Genomic DNA, 21,182 nt, shown 5'->3' with positions numbered 1-21,182 from the left:
AACCCGGAAGCTAAGCCTCACAGCGCCGATGGTACTGCAGGGGGGACCCTGTGGGAGAGTAGGACGCCGCCGAACAATTCTTCTGAAAAGCCCCTGATCCATTCGGATCAGGGGCTTTTCGCATTTCCGGGCCATCTCACTCGCTGGTGTCACTCTGTCCACTGGCAGGTGGTCCTAGGTCCACCCCGGAATTGGGGTGCCATGGCCAGTGTGGGTGATGGACGGTTCGTGAAGACTGACGGAGGACGATCGGTACCGGCATCAGGAGCTTCCCGTGACAACAGTGAGTCGTACAGGCGGCACGTCCCTAGGTGCGCAGGCCCGGGCAGCCTTCGAGACCGGCGGCGAGGCTCTGACCCGGCTGGTCGTACTGCTGCTGACCGCGGTGCCGGGGGTGGTGCTGCCGGTGGCGGCAGCCGTTCTGTCCGGGGTGGCCACGGCCCAGTTCCTCCAGAACTACTCTCCGGAGATCCTCGCGGCGCTGCTGGTGGCGGCGATCGCCGGCTCGGTGGTGGCGGCCTTCCTGGTCCGCAGCGTCGCCGACCGTGCCCGCGGCCAGCTGGCGCGCTGGTTCGGCATACGGCTGCCGGCCACCTATGCTCCGCGCCCGGAGCTGGAGTTGGACGGGCGCGGGCACTGGTGGACGGGGTACACGTACCACCGCTCGCGGACGGTGGCGAAGTACGCGCAGCTGGTCCACTGGGGCCTGCGGGACCGGACCACCCGCGCCGAGCTGCTCTGGATGCTGGTGAACCCGCTCCTCGTGGCGGCCGTGGTCGGCCCGGTGGCCGTTCTGCTCGGGCTGGGCGTCGTCTACGTCCTGTCGGGGCCGGTGACGGTGAACGACTTCGGCCCGCTGAGCGGCCGGATGGCGTCCATCCTGGTGAGCACCGTGCTCGGGGCGGCCATGATCGTGGTCGGGATACTCGTGGCACCGTTCGCGGTGCGGATGTACGCGGAGGCTGCCCGGCGGGTGCTGGACCAGGACGGCCGGGCCTCGCACGCCCAGTTGACCAGGCGGGTGGCCGAGTTGACGGAGACGCGGGCGGACGCGGTGGGCAACCAGGCGGCCGAGCTGCGGCGGATCGAGCGGGACCTGCACGACGGCGCCCAGGCGCGGCTGGTCGCGATCGGGATGACGCTGGGCACCATCGAGCACCTGATGGACACCGACCAGGAGGCCGCGCGGGAGCTCCTCGCCGAGGCCCGCCAGTCGTCCGCCCGGGCCCTCCAGGAGCTACGGGACCTGGTGCGGGGCATTCACCCGCCGGTGCTCGCCGAGCGCGGGCTGGGCGACGCCGTCCAGCTGTTGGCGCTGGACAGCGCGCTGCCGACCGAGGTGTGCGTGAGCCTGCCGGACCGGCTGCCGGCCGCCGTGGAAGCCGCCGTGTACTTCAGCGTCTGCGAGCTGCTGGCCAACGCGGCCAAGCACTCCGGGGCGGAGCAGGTGTGGGTGGACATCCTCTACCGGGCCGGCTTCCTGCGGGTCACGGTGACGGACGACGGCGTGGGGGTGGCGGACCCTTCGCGCGGGACGGGGCTGCGCGGGATCGAGAAGCGATTGGGTACCTTCGACGGTGTCCTCTCCATCGACAGCACGTCGGGCGGACCCACCACCATCACCTTGGAGTTGCCGTGCGAGTTGTCCTCGCCGAGGACCTCTACCTCCTTCGCGAAGGCCTGATCCGGCTGCTGGAAGCGCACGGCTTCACCATCGCCGCGGCGGTGGAGACCGGTCCCGAGCTGTTGGAGGCGCTGCTGACCCACCGCCCGGACGTGGCCGTGGTCGACGTCCGGTTGCCCCCGACGCTCACCGACGAGGGCCTGCAGGCTGCGCTCAAGGCCCGGCGGGAGATCGAGGGCCTGCCGGTGCTGGTGCTGTCGCAGCACGTCCAGCAGCTCTACGCGCGGGAGTTGTTGGCCGACGGCACCGGAGGGATCGGCTACCTGCTGAAGGACCGGGTGTTCAACGCCGGGCAGTTCATCGACGCGGTCCGCCGGGTGGCCTCCGGCGGCACCGCCATGGACCCGGACGTGATCGCCAAGCTGATGCAGACCACCTCGCGCCGGCCCGGTCCGCTGCAGCGGCTCTCCCCGCGCGAGCGCGAGGTGCTGGAGCTGATGGCCGAGGGCTGCTCGAACTCGGCGATCGCCGCCCGTCTGTCGGTGAGCGACGGCGCGGTGGCCAAACACATCGCCAACATCTTCAGCAAGCTCGAACTCGCCCCCGACGAGGACGCCAACCGCCGGGTGATGGCCGTGCTCGCCTACCTCAACGGCACGGCGGGGCGGCCCCGGTGACGATCCGACCCGCCTCCACCGCAGCTCCACGCGGTGCCGGAGACCGGCGTCGGTCCGCCGCCCTGTGACACCCCAGGCTGCGGGAACGCTTAAACACGTGTACGAGTAAACTCCGGTGGGCCGAGCCCGGAGATTGCTCAGCCGTCCGGGGGCCCAGCAACGGGACTCGGCAGCCGAGGCAGCGTACGGCAGCAGCCGACATCCAGGGGTTGATAGACGTAATGGCACGCCCAACGCTCACCAAGGCCCATCGGGGCCTGCTCGGCCTGGTCGCGGCCGGTGCCGTCATCATCTCGGGCATCGGCTTCGCGGGGTCGTACAACGCGGTGCGCGAACTGGCCGTGGAGAAGGGCTTCGGAGCCTTCTCCTACGCCTTCCCGATCGGTGTGGACGCCGGCATCGTCGTGCTCCTCGCGCTCGACCTGGTGCTGACCTGGCTGCGAATACCCTTCCCGATGCTGCGGCAGACCGCGTGGCTGCTGACCGTCGCCACCATCGCCTTCAACGCGGCCGCCTCCTGGGGAGACCCGCTCGGCATGGGGATGCACGCCGTCATTCCGGTGCTCTTCGTCGTCGTGGTCGAGGCCTCTCGGCACGCGGTCGGCCGGATCGCGGCGATCACGGCGGACCGCCACATGGAGTCGGTCCGGGTGATGCGCTGGATCCTCTCCCCGGTGCCGACCTTCCGGCTCTGGCGGCGGATGAAGCTCTGGGAGCTCCGCTCCTACGACGAGGTCATCCGACTCGAACAGAACCGCCTGGTCTACCGGGCGCAGCTGCGCTTCCGGTACGGCCGTGGCTGGCGCCGCTCGGCGCCGATCCAGGCGCTGCTGCCGCTCAAGCTCGCCAAGTTCGGCGTGCCGCTGGACCCGGCCCTGCTCGACCGGCTGGACGACGAGGGACGGGAGCGCGAGGCCATCGAGCTGTCGGCGGAGGCGGAGGCGCAGGAAACGGTCCCTCAGGAGCACCGCGCCACCGCGGCCATCGCCCCGGCCGCCGAGGTCCAGGCCCAGCAGTCCCAGCACCAGCAGCAGGCACCGCAGGCCGTCCAGCAGGCTGCTTCGCAGGTCCAGCAGGTCCAGCAGGCCCAGCCCGAACAGCCGCAGCAGTCCGCGACCGTCGCGCCGATGTCCGCCGAGGTCGCCGCACCGATGCTCGCGAAGCTGGCCGCCGTCCGGCTGCGGGTCGCCCAGGAGCCGGAGGAGGCGGTGGACGCCCTCCCGCAGCCGCGTGGCGAGGAGCTGAACGTCTGGACCGCCCGCCCGGTCCGCACCACCGGCCACCCGGCCGACGCCGCCCCGGGCGGGCGGGTGCCCGGCCAGGCCTCGCCCTGGTTCAAGCCGCCGCGCCCGGTCGCCGAGGAGCCCGACTCCGCCTCCGTTCGCGCGCCTGAGCCCGCGCCCGGTCCGCAGGCGCAGCACCCGGTCGGCCCGCAGCAGCGGCCCGAGCAGCCCACCGAGCCCGAGCAGCCGGTCCCGGCCGACGAGCGTGCCCACGCCGAGCAGCCGGTCCACGCCGAGCAGCGCGAGGTCCCTCCGGTGCCCGCGCGCCTCGACCCGGACCTCGCCTACGAGGCGCTCGTCTCGTACATGGACAGCTACGGCCACCAGCCCGACCCCCAGCGCCTCGCAGACTGGCTGACCAGGGAGTTCGGCGTCACCGGGAAGGGCCCGGACGGTTCGGTGCACCCCAAGGAGGTCGCCGACCTGTACCCGGAGCTGAACGAGCGCTACGCCGCCGCCGGGAGGGACTGACCGCAGCCGCCACCGTCCGGGGACCGGTCGGCCGCGGATGCCGGTCATTGACGCCCGGTCACGCCGGAGCTACCTTCGCTTCAACAAAGTGTTGAAGCGAAGGTTCGGCATGGAGGAGCGCGGATGACAGGGGTCGGAGCCGACGCAACCGGGCCGGCAGGCGGGGCCTCCTTCTCCACCGCGGCCCGCGCCGCCGTGGAGGCGCTGCTCGCCCCGGTCGACGCCGACCTGGCGCGCCGTTACCCGGGTGAGCCCGGGACCAGGCAGCCGGTGCACACCGTCTACGTCCCGGCCGACGCCTTCGGCGCCGACACCGTGCGGGAGTGGGGCCGCCGGGCCCGGGAAGCCCTGGACCGCCACGCCGCCACCCCCGCCGAGCTCGCCCGCGCCCTCGGCGTCGCGGACGACGAACTGCTCGCCGAGGTGTACGCCGGGGTCCGCGCCAAGCTGGAGCGCGAGCCGATCGAGGACCTGCGGATCGACTTCGAGGACGGCTACGGCCCCCGCCCCGACGCGGAGGAGGACGCGGCCGCCGTCCGCGCCGCCGAGCTGGTCGCCGCGACGGTGGCCGAGGGCAGCGCCCCGCCGTACCTCGGCATCCGGATCAAGTGCATGGAGGCCGCCGTCCGGGCCCGCGGCATCCGCACCCTCGAACTGTTCCTGGCCACCCTGTCGGCCGCCGGCGGGCTGCCGGAAGGCCTGGTGCTCACCCTGCCCAAGGTGACCTACGCCGAGCAGGTCACCGCGCTGGTCCGACTGCTGGAGGATTTCGAGGGCAGGGCCGGGCTGCCCGCCGGCCGGATCGGTTTCGAGATCCAGATCGAGACCACCCAGGCGATCCTCGGCCCGGACGGCCGGGCCACCGTCGCCCGGATGATCGAGGCCGCCGAGGGGCGGGCCACCGGCCTGCACTACGGGACCTTCGACTACAGCGCCGCCTGCGGCGTCAGCGCGGCCCACCAGAGCATGGACCATCCCGTGGCCGACCACGCCAAGGCGGTCATGCAGGTGGCGGCCGCCGGCACCGGGGTCCGGCTCTCCGACGGCTCGACCAACGTCCTCCCGACCGGCTCCACCGAGCAGGTGCACGCCGCCTGGAGGCTCCACCACGACCTGGTCCGCCGCTCGCTGGCCCGCGCCTACTACCAGGGCTGGGACATGCACCCGGCGCACCTGCCCACCCGCTACGTCGCGGTCTACTCCTTCTACCGCGAGGGCCTGGCGGCCGCGGCGGCCCGGCTGGTCGCGTACGTCGCGAAGACGGGCGGCGCCGTGATGGACGAGCCCGCCACCGCCCGGGCGCTGAGCGGCTACCTGGTGCGCGGCCTGGACTGCGGGGCCGTCGACCTCGCCGAGGTCACCGCGCTGACCGGCCTGGACCGCGAGCGGCTGAACGCGCTGGCCGGCCGCTGAAGCGCCGGCAGTCGGTCGCCGGTCCCCCCGTCGGGCGCCAACTAGGCTGGCGGTGCCGCCCCGGTGCGCCGGAGCGTGCGCCATCAGCCTTCGCCGTCCTCGGGAGGACCCCCACACCATGTCCGCCACGCCGGAGCCCACCGCCAGGCCGTACCTCACCATCCGGCGGGCCGGCAGCCACGAGACCGAGATCAAGAAGTCCCGGTTCATCTGCCACCTCGCCCGGGTCGCCGACGAGGAGGAGGCGCAGGCCTTCATCGCCGGCATCCGCAAGCAGTACTGGGACGCCCGGCACAACTGCACCGCCTTCGTGGTCGGCGACGACCAGCGCCGCGAGCGCTCCAGCGACGACGGCGAACCCGGCGGCACGGCCGGGGTGCCGATGCTGGAGGTGCTGCGTCGGCGCGGGCTGACCGACACCGTCGCCGTGGTCACCCGGTACTTCGGCGGGATCAAGCTCGGCGCGGGCGGCCTGGTGCGGGCGTACGGGAACGCGGTGTCGGAGGCGGTGGACGAGATCGGCCTGCTGGAGCGCCGGCCGGTCGCGCTGCTCGCGGTGACGGTGGACCACGTCCGGGCCGGACGGGTGGAGAACGACCTGCGGGCGGCCGGGTACGCGGTGAGCGACCTGGCGTATGAGGCCACCGGGGTGCGGATCGAGGTGGGCGTGCCGGAGCCGGACGTGGCGGACTTCCACACCTGGCTGGCCGAGGCGACCGGCGGCACCGCGGCGGCGGTCCCGGCCGGCCGCACCTACGTCGAGGTGCCGGTCTGACCGGCGGGGCGGACGGCACCTCGTGGGGCCGGCGGGGCGCAGGAGCCGTCGGGCGGCCAGGGACGGCCCCTGACCGGCCGTCTCTTGTAGCCCCGGCCCTGCGCCACGCGGAAGACCGCTTGAGCAGATTCACCCGAACGTAGTGTCGTAGCCCGGAGTTGGAACTTCCGCTCCGGGCCGTGGCGTTTCCTGGGCAAGGTTCCGGCAGAACCGGACGAAACCATCGATGGAGGACACAGGACCCCACCCCGCACCACGGAGGTATGCGCATGACCTCAGACCGTTCGACCTCGAATCCCCCGTCCGCGACGACTCCGACCTCCGACCGCCCGACCTCGAACCATCTGACCTCGAACCACCCGGCGTCGTCCCAACCGACCTCGAACCATCCGATCGCCAACCGCACCGCCCCGAACCGCCTCCGCTCGCACACCGCCGCCGACCTGCCCGGCCCCCGGGGTCCGGCGACGCCCTACCGGATGACGGTCACCACGGCCCTCACGCACGCCGAGGCCGTCGCCCTGGCCGACGAACAACTGGCGGACTGGCTGAAGCAGGAGGGCTTCGAGGAGCCCCCACCGGTCCAGCACGCCGCCGTCGGGCGGAGTGCCGAACCGGCTCCCAGCACCGAGCGCCTCCACCTGGGTGGGCGCGTCCTGCTCGACCGCGACCAGGGGCCGCTGCGCGGCGGCCCGGGCACCGGCCGCTACGACCGCCGCCGCCTGCGCACCCCGGCCCCGCACGGCACCCAGCAGCTCACCCTCACCGTGGCCACCGCTCCCGACGGCCCCACCTGGGTCCGGCTGGAGGCCGAGACCCACAACACCGGCAGCGGCGTGCGCACCCCGTGCCGGGTGCCGGTGCCCGAACTCGCCCGCGCGCTCCTCCCGCTGCTCGACGCCACCGATGGCCCGGCCGCCGTCCACTCCGCACCCCGGCTGATCACGGCGGACGAGGTGGACGCCCTGATCGACGAGCTGTGCGATCCCGAACGCAGGCTGCCGACGGTGGTGGCCAGCGTCCCGGTGAACCTCCCGCTCGACCACTGGGTGCAGGACGTGGTGGCCCCGCTCTGCCAGCAACTGCCCGGCCTCGCCACCGCCTACGTGCTGGACCCCGGGGCCCGCACCGGATTCAACGTCGCGTTGGAGTACCACACCGTCTACGGCGGCGCGGTGCGCACCTACCTGCCCGAGGTCGACCCGGCCTCCCGGCAGGACAGCGCCCGACATCCGGTACTCGCCCGGAGCCGAATAGAGGAGGATCCGCGCCGTGCCGCCGGGCTGCTCTCCCGCGAGCCGCGCCGCCTGGCCGCCGAGCGGCCACTGCCCCCGCCACTGGCGGCCGTCCCGGTGCTGCGCGTCCCGCCGCCGCAGCTCCGCCGGCCGGCGGAGCAGGCCGTCGACCCGGCAGTCGAGCCGGCGACCGAGCCGGCGGCCGAGCGCGCCATCGGGCAGGCCACCGTACGGACCGCGGACGGGGCCGTCCCGTCCCGGGGCGCCGAACCGGCCGGGCTCGTCCGCGAGGAGCAGCGGGACCGTGTCGAACAGCAGGCCAGGGCCGACGAGTCGGAGCCGGTCCGGCACACCCCGCGCCTGGAGCGCCGCGACCACCGCGAGCACGGCCAGGGCCGGGAGGGCCGCGACGGGCGGGACATCCGGGAGGGCCGTCTCCGCTCCGGAGCCCGCGCCCTGACCGGCCGCCACTGCGTCGTACCGGGCGGCGGGCCGGCCGCCGGGGCGACGCACCCCACGGCCCGGCCCCCCGACCTCGGTGGCGTGCCCGAGACCTTCACCGAACTCATGGCCAGACTGGGCGAGTTCCCGCTGGTGACCTTCACCGGTGACCAGAAGAACGCGCTCGCCCTGGACGGACTCCAGTGCGCGGGCGCGGGTTGGGCCCGGCTCGCCTGGGACGGCCTGACCGCCCTCCAGGAGTACGCCGAGGCGGCCGTGCGTGGTGCGGCCGGCGGGGACTTCAAGCAGTGGTGCGAGCGGACCCCTGAGGGCTGTCGCCGCTTCCCGCCCCGGAAGGCGGTCCGCGGGGAGTCCCGGACGGTGTTCAGCCACACCAAGTGGAAGCGCGAGCGGATGCTGCCGGTGCCGGAATGCGTCGACTCCTCCCGGCGCGCCTTCATGGGCGCGCACCTGCGGATCGGCGGTGGCCGCACCGCGCCCCGGCTGCACTACCTGGACGACTGCTCCGGCAGCGGCCGGATCTACGTCGGCTACATCGGTCTGCACCTGACCAACACCCGGACCAACTGAGCGGCTTGGCTGACCGCTGCGCCCGTTCGGGGGACAATGTCCGGCAGGAGCGGGTCCACAGGCTCGCCGACCGCCCCGGGCAGGAGCCGGACGAGCATGGGGGAACGACGACCGATGCAGTACCCAGCAGACGGCCAGTCCGACGGAACCGCCACCGTCCAGTTCCCCCGGCCGGGCTTCCTCGCCTCGGTCTTCCGTGACTTCGGCGCCGCGGAGGGTCCGGCACCGGACAGCGCCGTCACCGACCGCCCCGATGGCAGCGCGGCCGGTGACGGCCCGTCCGGTGAGCACCAGTCCGGTGAGGGCCCGTCCGGCAAGGGCCCCGGCCACCCTGGCTCCGGCTCCGGTTCAGCCTCCGGTGAGGCCGACCCGGACGAGGCCGTGGCGGCCCAAGCCCGGGCCGCCGCCCTGGCCCACCACCGCACGCGCGCCGTCCAGGCCGACCACGACCGGCTGGCCGACCTGCTGCGGCGGGCCGCGCTGCCCGTCTCGGCCATGGACTTCGAGAGCCAGCTGCGCCACTACCAGCCCCGCCCCTACCCGGCCGACGGCCCCGGCGCCCACGACGGGGCCGAGCCCCGCTGGGAGGACTACGCGCCCGCCGAGCCGCCCGCGGCCGACCCGGAGAGCGGCCCGTCCCGACGGCTGCTCGACTCGGGCTACCAGCGGGAGCTGGCCCAGGCGCGGCTCACCCACCAGCGCGCCCTGCGGGAGTGGCGCACCCGCCGGGCCGAGGCCGGCGGCCCGGCCGCCGACGAGTCCCGGCGCGCCCACGAGGCGGCCGAGCAGGCCCGGGCCCGCGCCGTCCGCGAGTACAACGAGAGCCTGGAGGAGTGTCGGCGGGCCTACCGGCTGGCCGAGCCGGCCGCCGTGGAGTCGCTGCTGGAACGGGCGCTGGCCGCCGCCGAGACCGCCACCCAGGACCTGCCCACCCCCTGCCGGGCGGTCTTCCGCCCGCTCACCCGCACCGCCGTGCTGGACCTCGACCTGCCGGCGCTCGAACTGGTGCCCTCGCTCGCCGGCTACCGGCTCGCCCCGGACGGCGACATCCTCCCGGTGCCGCGCCCGACCGCGGACCGGGCCACCGACTACCTGCGGCTGGTCGCCCGGCTGGCCCTGCGCGCCCTGCAGGCGGCCGACGCCGTCGACACCGACGAGATACTCGCCGGCGTCGTCCTCAACGGCTGGCTGCGCGATCCCGCCACGGCGGAGCCGATCTGCCTGGTCAGCGTGGACGCCGACCGGGATGCGCTGGCCCGCACCCGGCTGCTGCCGCCGGGCACCCCGTACGAGGAGCGCGACGACGAGGGCGTCTACGCCGACGCCGAGCAGGACGAGGCCCTGGTGCGGCTGCGTCAGCTCGGCGCCGCCGTCACCCCGGACCCGTACGGCAGGGCAGGTGTCCGGCCGGCCGCCCAGGCCGGGGCCACCGTGCCGGCCGCCGCCGACCTGTCCGCCAACGAGTTCGCCCAGCTGGTGCGGGACCTGCTGACCCGCGGCGGGATGGCCCAGTGGAGCGTCCGGCTGCGCGGTCCGGCGGGGCTGGTCGCCACCGGCGAGGGCGCGCCCGGTACCGCGCTGCCCGGCCGCTGGGTGGTCTGGGCCTCCCGGGACACCGCGTCGGTCGGCGCCGAGCAGATCGAGACCCTGGCCGAGGCGGTCGGCGAGGAGTCCGCCGAGCGCGGCCTGCGGCTGACCACCGGGCGGTTCACCGAGGAGGTGCTGGACCTCACCGCCGCGGAGGCCCACCGGCACATCCACCTGATCGACGGCGAAGGCGTCCGCCAACTCGCCCACACCCACCTCGGTCTGCCGCTAGCCACCGGCGGCTGACCGGCCCCCCGCCCCGATGGGCGGACTCACTCCGGCGGCCGGTCCGGCAGGCGTCCCGGCAGGCCCGGGCCGAGGCTGGGGGGACGGCTCCCGACCGCGCCCCGGCACCCCGGGTGATCACCGCCGAACGGGCGTCCGGTACGGTCGGCGATCGGCCCGGCCACGGGCGGATCCCAGGGGGACAGGAATGGGCAGAGCGCTCGGCGGACCATCCGACGAAGGTCCCGGCCGCCAGGCCGGACCGGCGGCGGAGCCGACCCGATGACCGCGGTACTGGTCGCCGCCGCGGCGTTCCTGATGACCCTGCTCGGCGGTTTCGTCGCCCAGCGGACCCGCGACCGCCGTCACCTGGTGCTCGGCTTCGCCGCCGGACTGATGCTCGGCGTGGTCGCCTTCGACCTGCTGCCCGAGGCGCTCCACCAGGCTCCGCACGAGGTGCACGGCGTGCCGCAGGCGCTGCTGATGTTCGCGGCCGGCTTCCTCACCATCCACGTGGTCGAGCGCGCGGTCGCCATCCACCGCGGCCACGAGGGCGAGTACGCCGCGCACTCCCACGGCCACCACGGCCACCACGGGCACGCCCACCCTGCCGGGCACCAGGGCATCGGGCTGACCGCCGCGCTGGCCCTGGTCGGACACAGCGTGATGGACGGCTTCGCGATCGGCGCCGCCTTCCAGGCCGGCACCACGGTCGGCACAGTGGTGGCCATCGCGGTGGTCGCGCACGACTTCGCGGACGGATTCAACACGTACACGATCACCCGGCTGTACGGGAACAACCGGCGGCGGGCACTGACCCTGCTCGCCGCGGACGCGCTGGCCCCGGTGTCCGGCGCGGCGATCACCCTGGCGTTCACCATCCCGGGGCACCTGCTCGGCCTCTACCTGGGGTTCTTCTCCGGCTTCCTGCTCTACCTGGCGACCTCCGACATCCTCCCCGAGGCGCACAGCCCGCACCCCTCGCGCAGCACCCTGCTCTGCACAGTGGCCGGGGTCGGCTTCATGTGGCTGGTGATCGGACTCGCCGGCTGAGCCCGCGCGACGCCCGCACGACGCCCGTACGAGACCCGTCAGAAGCCCGGTACGCGTCCGGAGGCGAAGCTCGGGCCCGGACCGTCCGCCGCGGCACCCGGACGGCCCTCAGACCGGAAGCCGCCCCCAGCACTCCCGCATCGACGCCAGCGCCTCGGTGATGGCCGGCCGCCGGGAGGCCTGGGAGCGCCAGAGCGCGAACACCCGGCGGCTCGGCTCCGGGGCCACCCGGCGGGCCACCACCCCCGGCGGCAGCGGGCCCCGCCCGAGCCGCGGCACCAGGCCCATCCCCAGCCCGGCCGCGACCAGCGCGATCTGTGTCTCGAACTCCCCGACCTGGTAGTGCACGTCCGGCTCCTCACCGGCCTCGCGCAGGGTCCGGACCAGCCAGTCGTGGCAGATGTTGCCCGGCGGCACACTGATCCAGCGCTGCCCGCACAGCCGCTCCACCGGCACCGGGTCGAGCGCGGCCAGCGCGTCGCCGACGGGCAGCAGCAGGTCCACCGGGTCCGTGCCGAGGTCCATCCGGGACACCCCCTCCTGCACCGGCAGCGGCACGGTCGGCCAGTCCTGCACCAGCGCCAGGTCCACCTCGCCCCGGGCCACCAGCTCGGCCGCCGGGTACGGGTCGCGCTCCAGCAGCCGGACGTCCAGCTCCGGACAGCGCCGCCGCAGGTCGGCCAGCGCCGAGGGCATCAGGCCGCGGGCACCGGACGGGAACGCGGCCACCAGCAGCCGCCCGACGGCCTGGCCGCGCTGCTCCTCCAGCCGCACCTCGGCCTGCTCCACCAGGCCCAGCACGGTCTGCGCGGTGACGGCCAGTTCGCGCGCCGCGTCGGTCAGCACCACGCCCCGGCCCTGCCGCTCCAGCAGCACCGTCCGGGTCTCCCGCTCCAGCTTGGCGATCTGCTGCGAGACCGCCGAGGGCGTGAAGCCGAGCGCGGCGGCCGCCCCGCCGACCGAGCCGTGCACCGCCACCGCGTGCAGCGCCCGCAGGCGCCCCAGATCCATCATGCAGTGATCCTAAAGTGTCCCCTTCAGTATTCATCGCTGGTGCTACACGGTCCGGCGCCGCCATGCTCGACCCATGACCGCGACAACCGCCGCCGCCCCGAGCGGCCGCCCCAGCACAGGCAGCACGAGCAGCACGGGAGGTACGGGGGGCAACGGCAGCCGGGGCGGCATGAGCCCGCGCCACATCGCCCTGGCCGTCCTGGTGGCCGCCGTCTGGGGCCTCAACTTCGTCCTGATCCACGTCGGCCTGGACAGCTTCCCGCCGCTGCTCTTCTGCGCCCTGCGGTTCGCCGTCGTTGCGGTGCCGGCGGTCTTCTTCGTCGGCCCGCCCAGGGTGGCCTGGCGCTGGGTCGTGGCGGTCGGCGCGGTCCTCGGTGTGGTCAAGTTCGGGCTGCTCTTCCTCGGCATGCACGCCGGGATGCCGGCCGGACTCTCCTCCCTGGTGCTCCAGGGGCAGGCCGGCTTCACCGCGCTGTTCGCCGCCGTGCTGCTGCGCGAACGCCCCGGCCGACAGCGGCTGGCGGGCCTGGCGGTCGCCTTCGCAGGCATCGCCCTGAGCGCCTGGGACCAGGGCGCCGGCGGGCCGCTCGGGGCCTTCGCCCTGGTCGTCCTGGCCGCCGTCGCCTGGGGACTGGCCAACGTGCTGACCCGCAAGGCCGCGCCGCCGGACGCGCTGCGCTGGATGGTCTGGGTCAGCGCCGTCCCGCCGCTGCCACTGCTGGCGCTGTCCCTGCTGGTCGAGGGTCCGGAGGCGGACCTGCGCGCCCTGCGCGACATCACCCCGGCCGGGCTGGGGGCGATCGCCTACGTCGGGCTGGTCTCCACCCTGCTCGGCTTCGTCGCCTGGAGCTTCCTGCTGCGCAGCTACGACGCGACCGCCGTCGCGCCCTACTCGCTGCTGGTGCCGGTGTTCGGGATGTCCTCGGCCTGGCTGCTGCTCGGTGAGCGGATCAGCCCGACGGCCGCCGTGGCCGCGCTGTTGGTCATCGCCGGGATCGGGATCACCGCGCTGCGGCCGGGGACCAGGGCCCGTCGCGTCGATCGGCTCGGACCGGGATCCGGGAACGACCGGTAGGACGGGCCGTGGCTACCGCCGTGGCGGCCCGGCTTCCAGGAAGCGGGCCTCGGCGGAGCGCAGCACCCGCAGCAGCACCTCCTCGTCGGCGGGGCTGACCTCGCCGAAGTACTCCTGGGCCACCTCGTCCCGGACCTGCCCGATCCGCTCCACCGCCGCCCGGCCCGCCTCGGTCAGCAGGATCCGCACCGCCCGCCGGTCGGCCGGGTCGGGGCTGCGCTCGACCAGCCCGGCCTCCTCCAGCGCGTCGACCACGGTGGTCGCCGAACGCGGGGCGATGTGCAGCTTGTCGGCGAGGTCGCTCAGCCGCATCGCACGGTCCGGCGACTCGCAGCCGGGCACGTGGGCGAGCGTGCGCAGCGCCCGGGCCTGGCCGGGGGTGATGCCGTACGGCTCCAGTCGCCAGCCGGTCTGACGGCGGATCCGCTTGATCGCCCTGGTCATCGCGTCGGCCAGTTCGGCGGCGGTGCCCGGTGCGCCGGGCCGGGGGCCGGGGGAGGGGTCCGCCGGTTCGTCGGTCGGCGTGGTGGTCATCGGCGGTCTCCTCGGCTGGCGTCCGCCCCAGGGTAGCCGTCGGTGCGGAGCCCGCGGCCGGCGGCGGAGGGCGATCGCGGAAATATGTTGAGCCTAGCTCAGTATCTGGGTTAGCGTACTCCCAAGTGAGGGGACCCTAAGTTCCCCTCCTCGATCCTGGAGGGCCCATGCCCCGCTCCGAAGCCCGCGTCGCCACCGACCGCCCGGGCCGTTACGCCAAGCAACTCGTCGCCCACATGGGGCGCAAGATCGAAGCCGTCTACTCCGAGGAGACCGGCCGCGGCACGATGGTCTTCGGCGCCGGCACCGCCACCCTGGAGGCGCAGCCGGACGCGCTGCTGCTCACCGTCGAGGGCGAGCGCGAGAACCTGCCCGGCCTGGAGGACGTCGTCGGCCGCCACCTGGTCCGCTTCGGCGCCCGCGACGAACTCGTCATCGAGTGGCACCGCGACAACGGCGAACCCGGCCTGGTTCACCGCAACGAGGGCCCCGAGGCCTGACGCCCCCCGGCACCCGGCCGGGGCAGCCACCGGGCGAGCGGCCACAGCACCAGGACGGCCAGGCACCAACTCGCCACCACGTCCAGCAGCCAGTGGAAGTCGCTCCACACCAGCCCCGCACCCACCCCGAGCGACAACAGCGCCGCACCCGCCGCCGACCACCGGGCCGCGCGCGGCCCCGCCACCCGGGCCAGCAACAGGGCCGCCACCCCGTACGAGATCGTCGCGGTCGCGGTGTGCCCGGAGGGGTACCAGCCCCACTGGCCCGCCGTCAGCGGATCCCCCAGCGGACCCGGCCGGGCGAAGACCGCCTTCGCCGGGACCACCAGCAACGGGATCAGCCCTGCCGTCAGCGCCGCCACCGGCAGCGGCAGCCACCAGCGCCCGGCCCCGGCCCGGCGCCACCGCCAGGCCGCCAGCGCGCCGGCCAGCAACAGCACCGGAATTGCCGGGACACCGCTGCCCAGATCCGACAACACGTGGCCGAGCCGGTCGACCAGCGCGTTCGGGAAGTCCGCATGGGCCGTCCGGACGGCCCGGCGGACCGACCGGTCCACACCGAGCAGCGGCCCGTCCACCGCGACCTGCCAGGACACCACCACCAGCAGCACCGCGGCCACCACCGGCACGGCCACCGACCGCGCCGCCCGGCCCGCAACAGCGGACAGCCGCCCCGGAGCAGGGGGGGAAGCTCCGGGGCGGCTCTGATGATCGCCGTTCCGCGCGCCCCGGGGGGTGTGGGTCGGACGGTCGGTCGATCGGTCTTCAGTGGTTGCCGGCCCTCCCGGGCCGGCCTGGTCGTCCTCGTGCGGCACCCGCGGAACCGGCCCCCGAAGAGGCCCTGCGGACGGCTGCGCCGACGGCTGAGGCTCGCCGTCCATCTGCGATGACACTACGTCAACAGCCCTTCCGTGCCGAGCGCCTACAGCGATTCCGCACATCATCTTCACCCCGCGCCGGGCGGCTTCTCGGGCCCTCCGTCGATCATGCCGGACCACCCGTGGTGCGCGCACCACGCGGCCGGGCGCACTGTGCGCGCCATGCGCAGCGTGCGCCCGGAAACCGAACGGCCCGTGCGGACCAGAGGTCCCCACGGGCCGTTCAGCGCTGTCCGGACAACCCTCCGGAAGGGGGTTCACGACCTGACGGGCGACACCGCTCAGAGAGCGGCGAACGCGCCCTCCAGGATGTCCAGACCCTCGTTCAGCAGGTGCTCCGGCATGACCAGCGGCGGCAGGAAGCGCAGCACGTTGCCGTAGGTGCCGGCGGTCAGCACGACCAGGCCCTCGGCGTGGCAGGCCTTGGCGATGGCCGCGGTGGCCTCCGCGTTCGGCTCCTTGCCGCCCGGCTTCACCAGCTCGACGGCGATCATCGCACCGCGGCCGCGGACCTCGCCGATGATCTCGTACTTCTCCTGCATGGCCCGCAGGCGGCCCAGCATGACCTCGCCGATCCGCTGCGCCTTGCCGTTGAGGTCCTGCTCCTTCATCGTCTCGATGGCGCCCAGCGCGGCGGCACAGGCCACGGGGTTGCCACCGTAGGTGCCACCCAGGCCACCGGTCTGCGCGGCGTCCATGATCTCGGCGCGGCCGGTCAGCGCCGACAGCGGCAGACCGCCCGCGATGCCCTTGGCAGTGGTGATCAGGTCCGGGACGATGCCCTCGTCCTCACACGCGAACCACTGGCCGGTGCGGCAGAAGCCGGTCTGGATCTCGTCCGCGACGAACACGATGCCGTTCGCCTTCGCGAACTCCACGATCGCCGGCAGGAAGCCCTTGGCCGGCTCGATGAAGCCGCCCTCACCCTGGATCGGCTCGATGATGATCGCGGCGACGTTCTCGGCGCCGATCTGCTTGTTGATGGTGTCGATCGCCTGGGCGGCGGCCTCCGTGGCGGCGTTCTCCGCACCGGTCAGCCAGCGGTACGGGTAGGCGACCGGCACCCGGTAGACCTCGGGGGCGAAAGGACCGAAGCCCTGCTTGTACGGCATGTTCTTCGCCGTCAGCGCCAGGGTCAGGTTGGTGCGGCCGTGGTAACCGTGGTCGAACACCACGATGGCCTGGCGCTTGGTGTAGGCGCGGGCGATCTTCACCGCGTTCTCGACGGCCTCGGAGCCCGAGTTGAACAGCGCGGTGCGCTTCTCGTGGTCACCCGGGGTCAGCTCGTTCAGCTGCTCGGCGACGGCCACGTAACCCTCGTACGGGGTCACCATGAAGCAGGTGTGGGTGAAGGCGGCCAGCTGCTCGGTCGTCTTCGCCACCACGGCCTCGGCGCTGTTGCCGACGTTCGTCACGGCGATGCCGGAACCGAAGTCGATCAGCGAGTTGCCGTCCACGTCCTCCAGCACGCCACCGTTGGCACGGGACACGTACACCGGCAGGGTGGTGCCGACACCGGCCGCCACCGCACCCAGCTTGCGGGCGTGCAGCTCCTGCGACTTCGGACCGGGGATCGCGGTGACCAGGCGGCGCTCCTGCGGGAGCGGCGTTGCGGCGCTCATGGGGTTCTCCAGACTTCTCGGCTCGGTGCTTCGCAGGCTACGGCCGCCCTCCCCACCCCGGCACGCGCCACTCGGTAGCAGTGCGCCGTCCGACTTGTCCGGCACGGCCAGCGCGGGTGGCGCGACTACCCGCAGGCCACGCTCCACTACCCTGAGCGCGGGCGTGTCGCCGGTACGGCGGCATGGGTATGGCGGCACCGACGGCGGTCGGGCCGGGGCGGGCGAGGGAGCGGGGCCGTACATGGCACAGGACGGGGCACACCACCACGGCGAGCACACCACCACCAGACCCCCGACCCCCCTGCCCCACCAACGCCCGGGCACAGGCCCGGACGGGGCCTTCGACCTCCCGGCGTGGGCCTGCGCCCCGCGCCCCGCCGCCGCCCCGGGCATCTACCGGCTCGGCTACCGCCGACTCGACCCGGAGCGGGCGGAGGCGGCCAAGGTCGCGACCTGGCCGCTGCTGCTGCGGGCGGGGCTGAACGCGGTGGTGGCGTGGTTCGCCTATCTGTACGGCACGCAGCTATTGACGTACGTGCTGGTGTGGTTCGGTAGGCAGACGGGCATCGGCCCGCTTGCCTCGCCCTCAGAGGCCGAGGCCATGTTCACGCTCCTAGTGGCCAACGTCCTAGTGATCGCGGGGGTCATCAAGGCCTTCGGTCGCATGGGCCGCTGGCCCGAGGTCTGGCGCCGCTACGCCGCGCCGCTGCTGTCGCGCACGGTGACGCAGGAGCAGCCCGCCGAGGAGGACGCCCCGGGAACGCCCGAGGCCGGGTGGGGGCAGGACCCGTGGGACGGGTTGCGCCAGGGCCGTGCGGCCGAGGCGGCCGCCCGGCTGGATCGCGAGCCCGTGGGGGACGTCGACTACGTGCGGATCCGGCGCGCCTGGGAGTCCGCCCAGGCGGACCCGGTGTTCGTGCCCGCTTTCGCCGAGCAGGTGGCCACTCGAGGTGCGGCGGCCTTCGCCCATCCCTCCGAGGCGCGCGAGTTGCCCGGCCGCGCCGAGCGGCACGATCTGCTGCTCGGTCAGGTCCGGCTCGGCACCACCCAGGACGTCCCGAAGAACCCGTTGGGCCACCGGGCGGCCGGTTTCGCGCTGGACCCGGCGGTGCTGGGCACCTCGCTGTTGGCGGTGGGCCCGGCCGGGACGGGGAAGACGGCGCGGCTGGCCCGGCCGGTGGCCGAGGCGCTGTGCCTGCAGGCGCTGTCCGGTACGGCCTGCGCGGTCGTCGTCGGGGCGGCGGACGCCGATCTCGGCCCGGATTCCTGGTACGACGTGGTGATCGCGCCCGGCGATCCGTCCTCGCTGTACGGGCTGGACCTCTACGGCGCCGCGCGGGATCCGGACGAGGCGGCCGCCCGGCTGGCCGAGGCGTTGTTGCCGGACGAACTGACCGCCCGCGCGGAGCACGCCCGTACGGCGTTGCAGCAGGTGGTGGGCCCGTTCCACGCGGCGTACGGCCGCTACCCGGGGGTGCGGGAGCTGCGGGCGCTGTTGGCTGGTGAGGCGGACGTGCTGGCGGCGCTGGTGAAGGCGCTCGGGGTGGTCGGCCGGTTGGCGGTCCACGAGCGGGACCTGGAGTACCGGGAGCGGCAGCGCGACCGGGCGGACGACCCCGGGGCGCTGCTGGCGGACCGACTGGCGCTGCTGGAGCGGCCGGCCTTCGAGGGCGCCTTCGCGACCGACGGCACCGGGCGGCCTCCGTTCGCGATGCGGGTGCTGGACCATCCGCTGCGGGTGCGGGTGAAGTTGCCCGAGCGGAGCCACCCGGAGGCGGCGCGGATGCTGTCCAGGCTGGTGGTGGGGCAGTTCGTGCAGGCCGCCGGGGCCCGCGAGGACCGTTCGCTGTTCGCCGGACTGGTGGTGGACGACGCCTCGGCGGCGTTGGACGCCACCGCGGTGCGCGGGCTGCAGCGGATGCGCGGGGCGAACGCGGGCGCGGTGCTGGTGCTGCGGACGCTGGTGGACCTGCCCGAGGCGCTGCGGGCACCGCTGTTCGGCGCGGTCGGTTGCCGGATGGCGTTCCCGGGGATCGCCCCGTGGGACGGGAAGCTGTTCTCGGAGGCCTGGGGGACGCACCTGGTGCAGGAGACCGCGGTCACCCACACCCCCGACACCTCCGGAGGCGTGATAAGGCGCGCCGGCCGGATCGGGCGGAAGGCGTTGTCGGGGACGACGGCGCAGACGGAGTCGGTGACGACGCGGGACGTGGAGCGGCTGCGGTGGTCGCCGTCGGATCTGGCGCACGCGTTGCCGGCGGGGCATGCGGTGGTGTCGTTGACGGCGGTGTCGGGGGAGCAGGTGCCGCCGCTGTTGGTGGACCTCAGGGGCTGAGGGCGGGGCGGCGGGGAAGTCGCCTTCGAGGTGGATTCGGCAGTGCGGGTTGTCCGGGGCGTCCATAATGAAGGGGAGAGACCCTCACCAGTCCCACGTCCCTCTCCTCGCCCGGCCGCAACGGCGCGGTCAGGTCGATCCCCCGAAGGTGCCATGCCCCCCACACTCGCCTCCGTCGTCCGCAACACGTCGCTCCATCTGACGGTCCTCGCCGGTGCGGATCACCTGGAGCGGCCGGTCCGCTGGGTGCACACCAGTGAGCTGGACGACCCGACGCCGTTCCTGGAGGGTGGCGAGCTGCTGCTCACCACCGGTATCAAGCTGGGTCGTACGGCGGCGCAGCTGCAGGCGTACGTGCACCGGCTGGCCGACGCGGGGGTGGTCGGGTTGGGGCTCGGGGTGGGGTTGTCGCACACGGAGGTGCCGCAGCCGCTGGTGGACGCGGCGGCGCAGCGCGGGCTGCCGTTGCTGCGGGTGCCGGAGCCGACGCCGTTCATCGCGATCAGCAAGGTGGTGTCGGCGGCGCTGGCCGCGGAGCAGTACGAGGCGGTGACGACCAGCTTCGAGGCTCAGGAGGAGCTGACGAGGGCGGCGCTCGGCAAGGACGGCACGACGGCGGTGGTGCGCCGGCTGGCGGCCCGGCTGGGGGGCTGGGCGGCTCTGTACGACGGGTCGGGTGCGCTGTCGGTGGTGGCTCCGGACTGGGCGGCGCGCCGGGCGGGGAGGCTGGCGGCGGAGGTGGACCGGCTGCGTCGGCGGCCGGCGCCGTCGAGTGCGGCCTTGCAGGGGCGGGCGCCGGGGATAGACACGGCGGACGAGGACTACGTGGTGGTCCAGTCGCTGGGGGCGGACCGGCGGGCCCGGGGTTTCCTGGCGGTGGGGACCGAGGACCGGATCACGCCGACCGAGCGGTACGTGTTGAACGCGGCGGTGGCGCTGTTGACCCTCACCCTGGAGCGCTCGCGGGAGCTGCGGCAGGCGGAGGAGCGGATGGGCGCGGCGCTGCTGCGGATGGTGCTGGCCGGTGAGGTGGCGACGGCCCGTCAGGTGGCGGTGGGGCTGTTCGGGGGGCTGCCGGAGGGGACGATACGGGTTCTGGTGGCCGGGGCCGGGCCGGCGGGCACGAATGCCGCGGAGGCGCTGGGGGAGCTGGGCGATCGGGCCGAGCAGGCGGGTGCCCGGGTGGGCGAGAAGCTGCTGGTGGCGCGGGAGGACGGTGCGCACGGGCCGCGGCTGATGGTGCTGGCGTTGGACAACGGTGCGGTGCACCGGGCCTGTCTGGGGGCGGTGGAGGAGCACGAGGGCCTGTCGCTGGGCGTTTCGGCGCCGGCCGCGCTGGAGGAGGCCGGGACGGCGCACGCGCAGGCCGAGCGGGCGCTGGCGGTGGCGCTGCGTGGCGGGCGCCGGTCGGTGGACCACGAGGAGGTCGGTGCGGGGTCGTTGTTGCCGCTGCTCGGTGAGGACGCGGTGACGGCCTTCGCGGAGGGGCTGTTGCGGCCGCTGCGGGAGCACGACCGGACGGCGCGCGGGGACCTGGTGGCCTCGCTGCGGGCGTGGTTGTCCCGGCACGGCCAGTGGGACGCGGCGGCGGCGGACCTGGGGGTGCACCGGCACACGTTGCGCTACCGGATGCGCCGGGTCGAGGAGTTGCTGGGCCGGTCGTTGGACGACACGGACGTGCGGATGGAGCTGTGGTTGGCGCTCCGCTCCGGCGAGGAGTGAGACGCGGGGTGCGCGGGTCGGCGGCCGCGCCCCGGTAGGACGTGGTGGAGTGGCCCCGGGGGCGAACGCTCCTAGTCGGCCAATCCGGTCGGCGTGCCGCCCCGCCTACCCTCAAGTCCGGGTCCCA

At 74.3% G+C, this 21,182-nt stretch carries 16 protein-coding genes and 1 rRNA gene; 13 read left to right on the top strand and 4 right to left on the bottom strand.

Annotated elements, in window-relative coordinates:
* The 9 genes from rrf to ACWDBE_RS35665 form a co-directional block, all read left to right on the top strand.
* Nucleotides 1–75 (top strand): 5S ribosomal RNA (rrf, locus tag ACWDBE_RS35705); the annotation flags it as partial.
* A gap of 199 nt (nucleotides 76–274) precedes the next feature.
* Nucleotides 275–1,684 carry a histidine kinase gene (locus ACWDBE_RS35700; protein WP_449792047.1) on the top strand — a complete coding sequence of 470 codons (1,410 nt, stop codon included), beginning with the start codon at nucleotides 275–277 and terminating at the stop codon, nucleotides 1,682–1,684.
* Nucleotides 1,636–2,301, top strand: coding sequence for a response regulator transcription factor (locus ACWDBE_RS35695; RefSeq protein WP_449792046.1), 666 nt, complete (start codon nucleotides 1,636–1,638; stop codon nucleotides 2,299–2,301). Before ACWDBE_RS35700 ends, ACWDBE_RS35695 begins: the two co-directional genes overlap by 49 nt.
* A 221-nt stretch (nucleotides 2,302–2,522) precedes the next feature.
* Complete coding sequence (locus ACWDBE_RS35690; protein ID WP_449810016.1) at nucleotides 2,523–4,055, top strand: DUF2637 domain-containing protein; 1,533 nt, start codon at nucleotides 2,523–2,525, stop codon at nucleotides 4,053–4,055.
* 123 nt (nucleotides 4,056–4,178) lie between these two features.
* A complete protein-coding gene (locus tag ACWDBE_RS35685; protein ID WP_449810015.1) occupies nucleotides 4,179–5,468 on the top strand; it encodes a DUF6986 family protein in 1,290 nt (429 codons plus the stop codon).
* A gap of 118 nt (nucleotides 5,469–5,586) precedes the next feature.
* The gene (locus ACWDBE_RS35680; RefSeq protein WP_392884192.1) at nucleotides 5,587–6,243 is read left to right on the top strand and encodes a YigZ family protein; all 657 of its coding nucleotides are present in this window, start codon (nucleotides 5,587–5,589) and stop codon (nucleotides 6,241–6,243) included.
* 479 nt (nucleotides 6,244–6,722) lie between these two features.
* Entirely contained in the window at nucleotides 6,723–8,510 is a 1,788-nt protein-coding gene (locus ACWDBE_RS35675) for a hypothetical protein (RefSeq protein WP_449810014.1), read from the top strand.
* 114 nt (nucleotides 8,511–8,624) lie between these two features.
* Nucleotides 8,625–10,343, top strand: a complete 1,719-nt coding sequence (locus ACWDBE_RS35670) for a restriction endonuclease (protein WP_449810013.1) — start codon at nucleotides 8,625–8,627, stop codon at nucleotides 10,341–10,343.
* A 261-nt stretch (nucleotides 10,344–10,604) separates the two neighbouring features.
* Nucleotides 10,605–11,375: a ZIP family metal transporter gene (locus ACWDBE_RS35665; RefSeq protein ID WP_449792041.1), complete on the top strand. Its 771-nt coding sequence runs from the start codon at nucleotides 10,605–10,607 to the stop codon at nucleotides 11,373–11,375.
* 108 nt (nucleotides 11,376–11,483) lie between these two features.
* Here the strand turns inward: ACWDBE_RS35665 and ACWDBE_RS35660 are convergent, their stop codons facing one another.
* Entirely contained in the window at nucleotides 11,484–12,389 is a 906-nt protein-coding gene (locus ACWDBE_RS35660) for a LysR family transcriptional regulator (protein ID WP_449792040.1), read from the bottom strand.
* Nucleotides 12,390–12,558: 169 nt separating this feature from the next.
* Here ACWDBE_RS35660 and ACWDBE_RS35655 point away from each other — a divergent pair, with 169 nt between their 5' ends.
* Nucleotides 12,559–13,464, top strand: a complete 906-nt coding sequence (locus ACWDBE_RS35655) for an EamA family transporter (RefSeq protein ID WP_449810017.1) — start codon at nucleotides 12,559–12,561, stop codon at nucleotides 13,462–13,464.
* Between the two features lie 12 nt (nucleotides 13,465–13,476).
* Here ACWDBE_RS35655 and ACWDBE_RS35650 read toward each other — a convergent pair whose 3' ends face one another.
* On the bottom strand, nucleotides 13,477–13,998 hold the full coding sequence (locus ACWDBE_RS35650; protein ID WP_449792039.1) for a MarR family winged helix-turn-helix transcriptional regulator: 522 nt from the start codon (nucleotides 13,996–13,998) through the stop codon (nucleotides 13,477–13,479).
* Nucleotides 13,999–14,165: 167 nt separating this feature from the next.
* Here ACWDBE_RS35650 and ACWDBE_RS35645 point away from each other — a divergent pair, with 167 nt between their 5' ends.
* Entirely contained in the window at nucleotides 14,166–14,498 is a 333-nt protein-coding gene (locus tag ACWDBE_RS35645; RefSeq protein ID WP_449810012.1) for a DUF2218 domain-containing protein, read from the top strand.
* Here the strand turns inward: ACWDBE_RS35645 and ACWDBE_RS35640 are convergent.
* Together ACWDBE_RS35640 and gabT are read right to left on the bottom strand one after the other, a co-directional pair.
* The gene (locus tag ACWDBE_RS35640) at nucleotides 14,471–15,133 is read right to left on the bottom strand and encodes a phosphatase PAP2 family protein (protein ID WP_449810011.1); all 663 of its coding nucleotides are present in this window, start codon (nucleotides 15,131–15,133) and stop codon (nucleotides 14,471–14,473) included. The genes ACWDBE_RS35645 and ACWDBE_RS35640 overlap by 28 nt on opposite strands.
* Before the next feature lie 524 nt (nucleotides 15,134–15,657).
* On the bottom strand, nucleotides 15,658–16,998 hold the full coding sequence (gene gabT, locus ACWDBE_RS35635) for a 4-aminobutyrate--2-oxoglutarate transaminase (RefSeq protein WP_449792036.1): 1,341 nt from the start codon (nucleotides 16,996–16,998) through the stop codon (nucleotides 15,658–15,660).
* A 241-nt stretch (nucleotides 16,999–17,239) separates the two neighbouring features.
* Between gabT and ACWDBE_RS35630 the strand changes: the two genes are divergently transcribed.
* On the top strand, nucleotides 17,240–19,333 hold the full coding sequence (locus tag ACWDBE_RS35630; protein ID WP_449810010.1) for an ATP-binding protein: 2,094 nt from the start codon (nucleotides 17,240–17,242) through the stop codon (nucleotides 19,331–19,333).
* Nucleotides 19,334–19,486: 153 nt separating this feature from the next.
* Nucleotides 19,487–21,055 carry a PucR family transcriptional regulator gene (locus ACWDBE_RS35625; RefSeq protein WP_449792034.1) on the top strand — a complete coding sequence of 523 codons (1,569 nt, stop codon included), beginning with the start codon at nucleotides 19,487–19,489 and terminating at the stop codon, nucleotides 21,053–21,055.
* Nucleotides 21,056–21,182 lie beyond the last annotated feature (127 nt).

The organism is Kitasatospora sp. NPDC001132, from assembly GCF_053598415.1.
This window is presented reverse-complemented; position numbering and strand designations above follow the sequence as displayed.

Coding starts and splice junctions, on each gene's coding strand:
- ACWDBE_RS35680 (WP_392884192.1), top strand. CDS start 5,587: ATGTCCGCCACGCCGGAGCCCACCGCCAGGCCGTACCTCACCATCCGG.
- gabT (WP_449792036.1), bottom strand. CDS start 16,998: ATGAGCGCCGCAACGCCGCTCCCGCAGGAGCGCCGCCTGGTCACCGCG.
- ACWDBE_RS35650 (WP_449792039.1), bottom strand. CDS start 13,998: ATGACCACCACGCCGACCGACGAACCGGCGGACCCCTCCCCCGGCCCC.
- ACWDBE_RS35645 (WP_449810012.1), top strand. CDS start 14,166: ATGCCCCGCTCCGAAGCCCGCGTCGCCACCGACCGCCCGGGCCGTTAC.
- ACWDBE_RS35690 (WP_449810016.1), top strand. CDS start 2,523: ATGGCACGCCCAACGCTCACCAAGGCCCATCGGGGCCTGCTCGGCCTG.
- ACWDBE_RS35630 (WP_449810010.1), top strand. CDS start 17,240: ATGGCACAGGACGGGGCACACCACCACGGCGAGCACACCACCACCAGA.
- ACWDBE_RS35685 (WP_449810015.1), top strand. CDS start 4,179: ATGACAGGGGTCGGAGCCGACGCAACCGGGCCGGCAGGCGGGGCCTCC.
- ACWDBE_RS35670 (WP_449810013.1), top strand. CDS start 8,625: ATGCAGTACCCAGCAGACGGCCAGTCCGACGGAACCGCCACCGTCCAG.
- ACWDBE_RS35655 (WP_449810017.1), top strand. CDS start 12,559: ATGAGCCCGCGCCACATCGCCCTGGCCGTCCTGGTGGCCGCCGTCTGG.
- ACWDBE_RS35625 (WP_449792034.1), top strand. CDS start 19,487: ATGCCCCCCACACTCGCCTCCGTCGTCCGCAACACGTCGCTCCATCTG.
- ACWDBE_RS35660 (WP_449792040.1), bottom strand. CDS start 12,389: ATGATGGATCTGGGGCGCCTGCGGGCGCTGCACGCGGTGGCGGTGCAC.
- ACWDBE_RS35675 (WP_449810014.1), top strand. CDS start 6,723: ATGACGGTCACCACGGCCCTCACGCACGCCGAGGCCGTCGCCCTGGCC.
- ACWDBE_RS35665 (WP_449792041.1), top strand. CDS start 10,605: ATGACCGCGGTACTGGTCGCCGCCGCGGCGTTCCTGATGACCCTGCTC.